At 67.0% G+C, this 10,988-nt stretch carries 9 protein-coding genes and 3 pseudogenes; 5 read left to right on the top strand and 7 right to left on the bottom strand.

What is annotated here, in order from left to right:
- Window positions 1-113: 113 nt before the first annotated feature.
- Window positions 114-260: a hypothetical protein gene (locus VXC91_RS47245; RefSeq protein WP_408057576.1), complete on the top strand. Its 147-nt coding sequence runs from the start codon at window positions 114-116 to the stop codon at window positions 258-260.
- 5 nt (window positions 261-265) lie between these two features.
- Here the strand turns inward: VXC91_RS47245 and VXC91_RS37960 are convergent, their stop codons facing one another.
- Entirely contained in the window at window positions 266-796 is a 531-nt protein-coding gene (locus VXC91_RS37960; RefSeq protein WP_329511906.1) for a RidA family protein, read from the bottom strand.
- 103 nt (window positions 797-899) lie between these two features.
- Between VXC91_RS37960 and VXC91_RS37955 the strand changes: the two genes are divergently transcribed.
- Window positions 900-1,874, top strand: coding sequence for a GlxA family transcriptional regulator (locus VXC91_RS37955; RefSeq protein WP_329511905.1), 975 nt, complete (start codon window positions 900-902; stop codon window positions 1,872-1,874).
- A 194-nt stretch (window positions 1,875-2,068) separates the two neighbouring features.
- Here the strand turns inward: VXC91_RS37955 and VXC91_RS37950 are convergent.
- A pseudogene (locus tag VXC91_RS37950) lies at window positions 2,069-2,728 on the bottom strand (LacI family DNA-binding transcriptional regulator); the annotation flags it as partial.
- Window positions 2,721-2,819: pseudogene (locus tag VXC91_RS37945) on the bottom strand (IS21-like element helper ATPase IstB); the annotation flags it as partial. The pseudogenes VXC91_RS37945 and VXC91_RS37950, both read right to left, overlap by 8 nt.
- A 303-nt stretch (window positions 2,820-3,122) precedes the next feature.
- On the opposite strand from VXC91_RS37945, the gene VXC91_RS37940 reads away from it, so the two are divergent.
- A complete protein-coding gene (locus VXC91_RS37940) occupies window positions 3,123-5,006 on the top strand; it encodes a transketolase (RefSeq protein WP_329511904.1) in 1,884 nt (627 codons plus the stop codon).
- A 315-nt stretch (window positions 5,007-5,321) separates the two neighbouring features.
- Here the strand turns inward: VXC91_RS37940 and VXC91_RS37935 are convergent, their stop codons facing one another.
- From VXC91_RS37935 to VXC91_RS37930, 3 genes are all read right to left on the bottom strand, one after another.
- The gene (locus VXC91_RS37935) at window positions 5,322-7,670 is read right to left on the bottom strand and encodes an FUSC family protein (protein WP_329511908.1); all 2,349 of its coding nucleotides are present in this window, start codon (window positions 7,668-7,670) and stop codon (window positions 5,322-5,324) included.
- Between the two features lie 92 nt (window positions 7,671-7,762).
- On the bottom strand, window positions 7,763-7,927 hold the full coding sequence (locus VXC91_RS47240) for a TraR/DksA family transcriptional regulator (protein WP_408057575.1): 165 nt from the start codon (window positions 7,925-7,927) through the stop codon (window positions 7,763-7,765).
- A gap of 153 nt (window positions 7,928-8,080) precedes the next feature.
- Window positions 8,081-9,025, bottom strand: coding sequence for an NADP-dependent oxidoreductase (locus VXC91_RS37930; RefSeq protein ID WP_329511903.1), 945 nt, complete (start codon window positions 9,023-9,025; stop codon window positions 8,081-8,083).
- A 302-nt stretch (window positions 9,026-9,327) separates the two neighbouring features.
- Between VXC91_RS37930 and VXC91_RS37925 the strand changes: the two are divergent.
- A pseudogene (locus tag VXC91_RS37925) lies at window positions 9,328-9,552 on the top strand (hypothetical protein); the annotation flags it as partial.
- Window positions 9,553-9,604: 52 nt separating this feature from the next.
- Here VXC91_RS37925 and VXC91_RS37920 read toward each other — a convergent pair.
- Entirely contained in the window at window positions 9,605-10,231 is a 627-nt protein-coding gene (locus tag VXC91_RS37920) for a TetR/AcrR family transcriptional regulator (protein ID WP_329511902.1), read from the bottom strand.
- A gap of 104 nt (window positions 10,232-10,335) precedes the next feature.
- Here VXC91_RS37920 and VXC91_RS37915 point away from each other — a divergent pair, with 104 nt between their 5' ends.
- On the top strand, window positions 10,336-10,914 hold the full coding sequence (locus VXC91_RS37915) for an SDR family NAD(P)-dependent oxidoreductase (RefSeq protein WP_329511907.1): 579 nt from the start codon (window positions 10,336-10,338) through the stop codon (window positions 10,912-10,914).
- Window positions 10,915-10,988: the final 74 nt, after the last annotated feature.

Below are 10,988 nucleotides of genomic sequence, written 5' to 3'. Positions count from 1 at the left end.
GTTCTTGTCCCTCGGGGACACGGCGCACGCTCCAGTGGCCCCGACTTGACCCGTTGCCTGAACCATCATGTGGTGCCACGACGGGGAGAGTTGCGACTCAACCATCCTTCCGGATGCGGCTTCGGCTGCTCCGCGAGGCGCTCGAACTCCCGGCGGACGCACAACAACTCGTCGTCTTCCTCCTGGCAGACGAGAGGACGGCAAAGGCCGTCGACCGACTCCACCTACGACCCCAGAGCGGGCTGCGGGCCATCTCGTAACGGCCTCAGATCCGCGCGGTGAAACGGATCTCGATGAGCTGCTCAAGGAAGGCCAAACCGGTCACGCCGACGATGGTGCTCGCCACCTGCGGGTCCTGTCGTCCGTAGGCGGCCTTGCGCACCGGGCCCGCCACCTCAAAGGCCGCGGGGATATCCAGCACGTACAGCACCTCCTCGACCACATCATCGAGAGAGGCCCCGAATCGCGCGAGGAGTTCCTGCGCGTTGACGTAGCTCTGGCGCATCTGCTCGCCCATATTCGAGAAATCTATGACTTTCCCGTTGCCGTCCACAGGAGCGGGAGCAACGAGCTCGCTCCCTTTGTTCGCCAGTTGCCCGGACACGTAGATCGTGTCTCCGTGGCGGATCGCCTGGACATATCCGTAGGAGCTTTCCCAGGGGACCCCGAAGTTCTCCACCTGGGACCCATTCCTGGCCGGCACCGTCACACCCATCGCCTCCGAAAGGAAGAATCCGAAGAATTCCCCGTCACCGTATGGCCGCCACGTCACCCTCACAAGCAGCGTCGGTGCCACCTCTCGCAAGCATCGTGCCAGGCTCTTTCCGGCGCTGAGACCGCTAAGCTCTCGGCACGCCATACGTGCCGTGCGGGTCGTAGCCCGGACCGGAGGAGCCACATTGCCGTACCGCACCGCCCCGCTGACCGTGGCCATCCTGGTAACGCCTCGGGTTATCGCTCTCGACTTCAGCATCCCCGCCCACATCCTGGGCGGCTACGACGGATACAGGGTCTTTGTCTGCTCCGAAACCGCCGATGCCACCACCGAGACCGACTTCGGCGGCCACCGCGCACTGCCCGTCGGCGCCGCGTCGGGAATCACCCCGACCCACTCGCTCGCCACGGCGGAGACCGCCGACATCGTGGTGGTCCCGGGGTTCGAGGACCCGGAGATCCCCATCCCCGAGCCCTATCTCGACACCCTGAGCCGGTGCGCCGACCGGGGAACACGTATCGCCGCCATCTGCACCGGCGCCTTCGCATTGGCCGCCAGTGGAATCCTCAACGGGAAAAATGTCACAACGCATTGGCAGTACACTTCCCGGCTCCGCCGCCTCTTTCCCGCCGTGAAAGTCCTCGACAACAGGGTCTTTGTCGAGGACGGAAACATCCTGACCTCGGCGGGAGGCGGAGCCGGAATAGACGCCTGTCTCCATATCATCAGGACCGACTATGGAGCGGCCGCAGCCCACGAATCCGGAAAGGAAGTCGTCGCCGCACCGGTCAGAAGCAGCGAGCATCATCAATACGCGGACGTCCAAACGCCACCCGCCACATCGCTCTCCGCCACACGTGCCTGGACGATGGAGAACATCGCCGAACCCATCACCGTCCAGCACATGGCCGACCACAGCAATCTGCCCCGGCGCACGTTCATCCGGCACTTCCGGACCGAAACGGGAATGCCTCCCATGCGGTGGGTCACCCTCCAGCGGATCCTCACCGCGCGCCGGCTGCTGGAGCGGACGGACTTGTCCGTCGAGAAGATCGCCGACGCGACGGGATTCGGCACGGCGAGCAACCTGCGTACCCACTTCAAGCGCGAACTCGGAACCACACCCACGGTTTACCGCAGAACCGCGTCCGGCGCGTGATGAACCACCAACACCGTGCCGTGCCATGTTCAAGGGTGTCGCCAAGCCAGACGGTTGTCCCGGCTGAGCGGCGCGGTCGAGTGTCCGATCGCTGCCAATCGCCCGTGAACACGACACCCGTGCTCGTCACGTGACCGGACGCGTCGACAACTCGACCGTGACTGCGCGATCGGGTCTTCCGGAGCACCTACCCGTCAGGACGACTCGTGCACCACCAGTTCTGTAGCAGCGTCACTTGCTGCCGGTCCGCGTCGTGCAGAGCGATGTCCGTGAGGATCCGGGCCATCGTGCAAGCCCAGGTCCTCCACCGGCTGACACACCGTCGTCAAGGGCGGGTTGACGTCGCGGGCGATGACTGACTCCTTGAATCCGACGGCGGCGACTTCCCCGGGTACCTGCCATTTCTGGCGAGTTCGGCCAGGGCGCCGACCACCATGAGGTCCGAGGCGGCGAAGACGGCGTCCAGATCCGGGACGCGTTCGAGAGGCGAACGCATCGCGCGGCCGCCGCTCTCCTCGGTGAAGTCGCCCACCCCGGCCAGAAGTTCACCTGCGGCAGGCCCTGCCTCCTGCTGTGCGGTACCAGCAGGCGAGTCGGTTGCGGCCGACGTCCATGTCGAGCGGCCCGCTAATCGTCGTGATCCTCGTCCTCCTGCAGCGCAGCAGGTGCCGTACCGACTCGGCGGCTCCCCCGGCGCTGTCGGACTCCGCATAGCTCAACCGCTCGTCCGCTCCGCGGCTGCTGGCCAGCCTGGTGCGCAGGCCCATTTCCTCCAGCATGCCCGGCAGCCGATCGTCGGCGTGGATGGAGACCAGGAGGACACCGTCGACGCCGCACGTCGCCACCGACTCGGTCGTAGGGGGCGATCGTCTTGGTCAGTTGCTTCTCGTCGGCAGCTTCGACCAGCTCGTTGACCAGCTTCGTTGCGAGGACGTACTTGACACGGCCACAGGCTCAACGGTCCTGGATGTCCGGCAAGCTGGTATCCGCGTGTCCGGGGGGCCGTCTGCGCTGAGCTGCCACATCACGTGGTGCAAGGAAGCCGCCAGTGGACTGTTTTGTCCGTTCGGTTATCACTACCGTGCTATGAGACTGGCCAAGATAATTGCCGGACCATTTAGTCCATCAATCAAGGCAACGATGCTGCGCCGACCGTCCACAGGGACGCCGGCACGACGTTGCGACCAGCGTGCCGCGCCGGCAGGCCATGAAGACGGCCGCGCACCGGACATAGACAAGGAGCTACCTATGGCGAGCAGTCAGCCCGTGACCTCGACCGAACTGGGCAGGGTCGAGGAACTCGCCGCGCAACTGCGCGTCGACTCCGTTCGATCCAGCACCAGTGCGGGCTCCGGGCACCCCACCTCCAGCATGTCGGCCGCGGACCTGCTCGCCGTGCTGGTCGGACGGCACCTCCGCTACGACTGGGACCACCCGGAGGCGGACGGCAACGACCACCTGATTTTCTCGAAGGGCCATGCCTCGCCGCTGCTCTACTCCGTCTACAAGGCCGTTGGCGTCGTCAGCGACGAGGAGCTCATGACCGGCTACCGGCGTTTCGGCAGCCGGCTCGAGGGCCACCCCACGCCGGTCCTGCCGTGGGTCGACGTCGCCACCGGCTCGCTCGGACAAGGGCTGCCTGACGGCGTCGGCGTCGCCCTGGCGGGCAAATACCTCGACAGGCTGCCCTACCGGGTATGGGTCCTGTGCGGGGACAGCGAGATGGCCGAGGGCTCCATGTGGGAGGCACTGGACAAGGCCGCCTACTACGAACTCTCCAACTTGGTCGCCCTGGTCGACGTCAACCGGCTCGGCCAGAGCAGGCCGACCGAGCTCGGATGGAACCTCGAGGCGTACGCCCGGCGGGCCGAGGCCTTCGGAGCCCGGGTGCTCACCATCGACGGCCACGACTTGGCCCAGATCGACCAGGCACTGGCCACTGCCGCCGACGGGAGCACCGGCCGGCCGACGGTGATCCTCGCCCGCACCGTCAAGGGCCGCGGCTACAGCGAGGTCGAGGACCGCGAGGGCTGGCACGGCAAGCCGCTCCCCGAGGACATGGCGGCCCGCGCGGTCGCCGAACTCGGCGGCGAACGCAACCTGCTGGTTCGCGGGCCGCTGCCACAGGGCAGCATCGTGTCGCCGGTCACGGCTGCTGAGCCCGGCCATGCCCTTCCCGCCTACACCTGCGGGGAGCGGGTCCCCACCCGTAAGGCTTACGGTGATGCCCTACTCGCCCTTGGCGGGCTCAATCCACGGGTGGTGGCCCTGGACGGCGAAGTCAGCAACTCCACGCACGCCGACGAGTTCGCCAAGGCCTACCCCGGCCGATACTTCGAGATGTTCATCGCTGAGCAGCAGATGGTCGCCGCCGCCGTCGGGCTCAGCGTGCGCCACTACATTCCCTTCGCCTCGACCTTCGCCGCCTTCCTCACCCGAGCCCACGACTTCATCCGCATGGCCGCCATCTCACAAGCCAACCTGCGACTGGTCGGCTCCCACGCCGGGGTGGAGATCGGCGCCGACGGCCCGTCCCAGATGGCGCTGGAGGACCTGGCCATGATGCGCGCCGTACACGGGTCCACGGTCCTCTACCCCAGCGACGCCACCAGCGCCGTCGCCCTCACCCTTGCCATGGCCGACACCCGCGGCATCAGCTACCTGCGCACCACCCGCGGCGGCTACCCCGTGCTCTACGGGCCCGGTGAGAGCTTCCCGGTGGGCGGCTCCAAGGTGCTGCGCTCCTCCGACGCCGACCAGGTGACGCTGATCGGAGCCGGCGTCACCGTGCACCAGTGCCTGGCCGCCGCCGACAGGCTGGCCGCGGATGGCATCCGGACCCGAGTGATCGACCTGTACTCGGTCAAACCGGTTGACATCCGCACAATGGCCGCCGCGGCCCGCGCCACTCAAGGGCGCCTCGTCGTAGCCGAGGACCACCATCCCGAGGGAGGGCTAGGCTCGGCGGTCGCCGACGCGCTGCTGGCCGCCCGGGTACCGCGACTGCACCTCAACCACCTGGCCATCCGGAAGATGCCCGGCTCCGGCACCACGGCCGAACTGCTGGACGCGGCCGGCATCAGCGCCCGCCACATCGAGGCAGCCGCCAAGGAACTGCTCGCCGAGCGGTGACCCGGCCCTGCCGGAGAGGCGGGCCACCGGGACCGCCGCGACGACGAAAGCGTTCCCGTGGAGGACTTGGCCCGCACGGCCGCGTCCAGCCGCTGCCAAATGCCCTAGAGCGAGGGCGGCTGGTACCGCGTCAAGAACGAGGCTTCGGCCGAGCCGGGGCCGCAGGACTCGCCTGTGGGTGGCGGTGGTGAGGGGAACGGCAGCGGGTCGGCGGACGTGAAGCCTCCGGCCCGTTCCGCATCCAAGGCCGAAAGCGCGAGGTTAGAGGCTCCGAGTCGCATGGTCTGCTGAGCAATGTCCATAAGGGATCATGGTTCAGCGCCGAAGAGCGTGAGGCGGCTGCGTCCGACGGAACAGCCGCATGCGTGCATTGTGGTCGCGTTGAAGCTTTGCCACGGCTCGGGCCGGCTTCAGTACATCGGATTCAAGTCTGCGGGCGGCTTCGATGTGGTCGGCGGTCCACACGACGCGGATCGCAGTGGAGGAGAGTCGGCCTTCGTCGTCGTTGAGGTCTCGCTCTACGGCGTGGATGAGCCGTGTTCCGGCATCCTGGTCTTGGTCCGCCCAGTCGGGCACCTCTCCGAATCCTGACAGGGCACTCGCCGTCGCCTCGAACCAGGTGGTGAGCGCGGTACCAGCTTGGTCAATCTCTGCGCGCGCCGCGGTCCTGTCGCCGGCATGTGTTCCTTGGTCTCGGCTCCAGAGGTCAAGCACCGCGTCTGCGGTCAGGCGCAGCACGGCGACGGTTGTGACCAGCGTCGTGACGTCGGACAACGGCACGTGTTTTGTGCCGCGTTCCGCGAGGAATCCGCGGAAGGCGTCATCCAATCGGCGGGCTGCCGCGGCCGCGCGGGAGCGCTCATCTTCGGGAAGGGGGGCTGTTGGGGTGAGGCTGTCGCAACGTGTCACGCCGTACCCGATCGCGCTGCGCAGGTAACGGACGCTCTCGGCGAAGGCTTCTGCTACAGCCAGGCCGAGGGCCGACCCTGCGCCTCGGGGCCAGAACAGGAGTCCTATCAGCACGCTCACCGCACAGCCGATGGCAACGTCCTCGATACGCACCAGGCCCACTGTCCAGCCGGTGGGCTCAAGGATGTTGAACAGGATGAGGATCGAGATCGTGAAACCTGCCTGTCCAGCGGCAAAGGAGATCGTTGCCGGTGCCAGGCCAGTGAACAGCACGGCAGCAGGGAGCAGGGTCCACAAGAGTGCGGTGTTCGTCCCGACGAGGTATATCAGCGCGCCGCCGACGATGATCCCGGCTGCGGTGCCCGCGATCGCGCGCAAGGAGCTCTGGCCTGTCAGGAGTGCGCTCGAGCGTAGGACGGCCAGGGTTCCGAAGGCGACCCAAAAGCTGTGCTGCACTCCGGTGAGGTCGGCTACGAGCACGGCCAAGGCGAGGGAGATTGCTCCTCGCACACTGTTGTGGAGCCACACCGAGTGGGGTTCGACGTGTGACTTGGCCCGCTCCTGGGCCGAGGCCAAGGTAGAGCGCATGCTTTCGGGGTGCTGGCCGCTGAGCCGCTGCCACAGGGTGCGTTGGCGGGCTTGGACGACGAGCCCTACGTTGGCTGCGATGGCGGAGATTGCGAAGCTCATCTCTTGGGCGCGGAAGCTCGGCTCAAGCGAGCTGACGAACCGACTTGCGGCCGACTTGCGTTCGGTGTCGCTGCGTGCCGGGTCGTGGACGCTGCCGTCGGTGTCCGTCAGGCAGGCTGACACGGCGGCCTGCTCCATCGCGGAGCGCGCCTGTGCGACGCGCTTCGCGATGGAATCCAGTTCGTCGAGGGCTCGGTGCTCGGTTGCCGCCAGGAGTTCGGCGCTCGTTTCAAGCAAGTCGGCGGCCGCTTCTTTGAGTGTGCAAACCTCGGCGTCGGCGGGGCCTGCCTTCTCTGTGAGGGGTACGCGGTCGAGGATCGTCTCCAGCCAGAGGACCTCGTCGACGAGGCGGATGAGGATGCGGGTGGACGTCGTCAGCCCTGTCGGCCGGTAAGGCGTCGCGTAGAACGAGGTCCGTAGCGCTTTGAGCGTTGCCTGGGCCGATGGGGTGATCGCCTCAAGCTTTGCCTTGTCCACGGGTTCGAAGCCACTGAGGATGCAGTCGGCCTCGACTCTGAGTCGCATCGCCACGGCGCTGCAGGCTTGTGCGGTGGCGTTTCTCAGTGGCTCCCTCGCGGGCGTCGGCCACAGGAGCCAGATGGCTGCCAGGGACGCGGCGCCCGCCATGGCCCAGCCCGCGAGCCGGTCCGGTATGGCCTGGACGGGTCCGGGAAGGGATGCGGCCAGGATGAAACTGATGAGCAAAGCCGTACTGGCGGTGGCGAGGGTGGAGCTGACCGCGCCGGAGAACAGTACGAGGAAGCTGATGACGGCTGTTGCCAGTGTGGCGAGCCATGCCTCTCGTGATGTGAGTGTGCCGAGGGAAATCAGGACCGCACCAGCCGCGATCAAAGCGGTCTGCGCGATGAGCCGCTCCCGCATGGGACCGCTGAACTCGACGAACATCAGCATGGCAATGGAGCCGAAGGCGGCGAAGAAGGGCATGGTGGCGTCGTCTGTGATGGCGGTGCTGACGGCGAAGAGCCCCGGCGCGACGACGGCCGCCCTGGCAGATCTGCGAAGTGCGGTGAAGCCTGCGTCTCGTTGGCGCAGGAACTGCATCATCTTCACGGCGGGCGCCTCCAAGGGGCGAGAGCAGGCGCCGGCGCTGAGGTGTTTTGGCCGACGGGGCGAGAGAATGGGCGAACGGATTGCAGCTATGGGTGTGGACTGGATTCGTGCGCCTGCTTGCACCGCATGCATAGCCGTGTGTGCAGGAGCACCGTCATTCGTTCGAGGTCGATGCTTGTTCGGCAACTGTCGCAGACGCCGAACAGGCCGTCATGGAGTCTCGCGAGGGTCTCGAGGCTCTGCCCTCGCAACGCCGGGCGTTCTCGGCCGCGGCGAGCGTCCGGCGGACCGCTTCGTCGGTGGCGCTGGAGTCTGCCGCGTCCAGTGCGCAGTCCGCGCGGAGGTGCGAGGCTTGCCTCTCCTTCGCCGCGAGGGTCAAGGACGGGTCGCTGTCCCCCGAATCCTCACGGACGAACGCGGATGATCGTCTTCCCGTTGATCCGCTCGGTCGTGTTAAAGGCAGCGACGGCATCGTCGAGGGTTGCGACTTGACCGATGTTCGTCCGTAGCCGTCCGTCATGCACCCGCCGGGCAATCTCACCTAGCTGGGCGCGATCGGACACGACAACGAAGTCGACCGCCAGGCCGTCGATCGGCCGTGCCTCGGGCGGCCCAGCGACGCTCACCAGCATTCCTCCAGCTCGAACCAGACCCGCGGACCGCATCCCGATGTCGCCGCCGAAGAAATCGAACACCAGATCGACCCTGCCGACATCTTCCAGCGCGTCGTTCTCAAGGTCGACGAACTCCTGCGCGCCGAAGTCGAGCGCCGTCTGATGGTGGGCAGCACGTCCGGTACCGATGACGTAGGCGCCGGCCTCACGTGCGAGCTGTGTCGCCATCGAACCGACTGCGCCGGCTGCACCGTGCACGAGGACGCTCTGCCCCGCCCCGAGGTGGCCATGCTCGAACAGACCTTGCCACGCGGTCAGGCCCGTCATCGCGACGCCCGCACCCACCGTGAAGTCGACATCGCCGGGCAGCGGCGCAAGGTTACGTGCCTCTACGACAACGTACTCCGCCAGCGAACCGTCGCGAGTCCAGTCCGTCAGGCCGAACACCCGCTGTCCCACCGACAGCCCCGTGGTGCCATAGCTGAGGGCGGTGACCACTCCAGCTACCTCGTGACCGGGAATCGAAGGCGTGCGGTCACGGCCGAGGCGATCGATCCAGGTCGAGGGCCACTCCAGCTCATCCCCGGTGAACCCCGACGCATGAACTTCAACGACGACATCGCCGTAGCTGGCGCCTGCGAGGCTGGCGAGCCTCGCCGCCTGCGGCTCGGGCCGCTCCACCAGCTTCATCCCCGCCGTTCCGGCGGCCTGGTCTGTCACGACGATCGCCTTCATCCGGCACCTCCCTGCATCCATTCGTCACCTGCACCCATTTGGGGTTGACAACTATGAGCGGCATCAGACTTCGGTGCCTTACCACTCGGATCGGTAGAAATTTCGGCGCAAGGGCATCCTTGTCGAGTGACGCTTCGAAGCGGCTTAGCCCTGCATCGCGCCCACGCAGTCCGGGCGCGGCCCTTCGGCATCTCGGCACCCGGGTGGGTCTCGGTGAGCTGTTCCTCCGAGACGACGGCCATTGCCTCGCACGCTGTGGGGACGACGAGGCCGGGCTCCGGCAGTACGCCTTGCTCGGGCTGGCGATCGTCATCGCGGTGCTCGACGTGGGGCTGGCGCTGAGGCTGGTGTGGGGCCTGTGCACCCAGCAGGTGCTGGTGCTGCAGGGCATGAAGACGCTGACGATTCCGTGGGGCACGATCGTCGCGGTCGTCGTCGGTTCGGCGGTCGTGGGCATCGTGGCGGCGCTGCTGCCGGCGTTGCATGCGTCCCGCATGAATCTGCTGGCGGCCATCGCGCACGAGTGAGCGAATCGCGGCCGGGACTCGATCCACCTTCCGCCGAGGGACGGTTCGCCGGCTATAGCGCTGGACCTCTGCCGGTCGCGGGTCTTGCCGCGAGGATGGTCATGATCAGGTCGACGTAGCGGTCGATGACCTCGGCGCGGGTCAACGGCCCGTCCGGCGAGAACCATTCGCGGATTCCGTTGAGCATGTCCAGCACGGCCATCGTCGTGATCGAGACGTTCTCGACGGTGAACTCGCCGGTGCGAGCGCCCTCCTCGATGGTGTCGCGCACCGCGTCGTGGTAAATGGTCTGCAGTTTGACGCCCTGTTCCTTCTGCGCAGGGTCCAGTGCGTAGCGGATCGGATTGCCGACGAGGAGTTCCGGGCGACGGTCATCACTGATCTCGATGTGCAGACGGACCGTTCGGCGTATGCGTTCGGTCGGGCTCAGGGACTGGTCGCACAGCGTCGGGAGGGTGGCATCGACGAAATCCGTCATGAAGCGCGAGACGATGGCGTGCAGCACGTCCCGCTTGTTGGTGAAGTGGTGGTACATCGTCGAGGAGGAGATGCCGACGCCTTCGGCGATGTCGCGGATCGATGTGGCGCCGAAGCCCCGCTCGTAGAATAGGCGGCTGGCGCACTCCAGGATCTGCCCGCGCAGCACGGGGCCGTCGCCGAGGGACTTCTTCCTGGCCACGCGGCCACCTTACGCGGAGACGACTTTCCGTAGGATTCGGGTCGCAGCTACGGCCCTTGTCGATTGATCGATAGGGGCGGTTCGGGCAGCTTGACACGGCCGATCTGACGGACGACGACGCCGTGCGTCGGTCCGTCGAGACCGCTCGAGAGCTGCTCGGCGGGGTCGATGCGCTGGTGGGCGGGGCGGGGATCGTCGACACGATTCATCGGGCGCGGACCTTTCCGGTGCACACGTTCCGGCGGGATGTGGATGCGAACCTGGTGGCGCAGTTCGCGGTCGCTCAGGCGGCGTACCCGGCGTTGAAGGACGCCGGTTCCTCCTCGATCGTGTTCCTTTCGTCGATCGCGGCGCAGGACGGTCTCCCCGGCCAGGTCGCATACGCGGCGGCCAAGGCGGGGATCCTCGGATCGACCAGAAGCCTGGCCGCGGAATGGGCCGGCGACGGTATCCGGGTCAACGCGGTCGCACCGGGACTGTTCGGGTCCCCGAAGGTGCTCGCGATGCCCGTGTCGGCACGTGAACGACAACTCTCGTCGGTGCCGTTGGCACGAGTGGCCACCCTCGGTGAGGTCGTCGGCTCGGTGCTCTACCTGCTCTCCCCCGCGGCCGGTTACACGACCGGCCAGACCCTTCGCCTCGACGGCGGCGCCGGGCTCACGCTCGGCGGCTGCCACCGCTGAGGTTCTCCGCCCCACCACCCCCTCTGTCTCTCGCCTCTTCGCGTGCGGCGACATCACCGACGGATCGGATCCTC

The organism is Streptomyces chiangmaiensis, from assembly GCF_036281785.1.
GTDB lineage: Bacteria > Actinomycetota > Actinomycetes > Streptomycetales > Streptomycetaceae > Streptomyces > Streptomyces chiangmaiensis.
Note: the sequence above shows the minus strand (reverse complement) of the source record. Positions and strands in the feature narration are given on the sequence as shown.

Excerpts from the sequence above, each read along its gene's own strand:
- VXC91_RS47245 (WP_408057576.1), top strand. The coding sequence starts at position 114 with ATGCGGCTTCGGCTGCTCCGCGAGGCGCTCGAACTCCCGGCGGACGCA.
- VXC91_RS37940 (WP_329511904.1), top strand. The coding sequence starts at position 3,123 with ATGGCGAGCAGTCAGCCCGTGACCTCGACCGAACTGGGCAGGGTCGAG.
- VXC91_RS37935 (WP_329511908.1), bottom strand. The coding sequence starts at position 7,670 with ATGATGCAGTTCCTGCGCCAACGAGACGCAGGCTTCACCGCACTTCGC.
- VXC91_RS37930 (WP_329511903.1), bottom strand. The coding sequence starts at position 9,025 with ATGAAGGCGATCGTCGTGACAGACCAGGCCGCCGGAACGGCGGGGATG.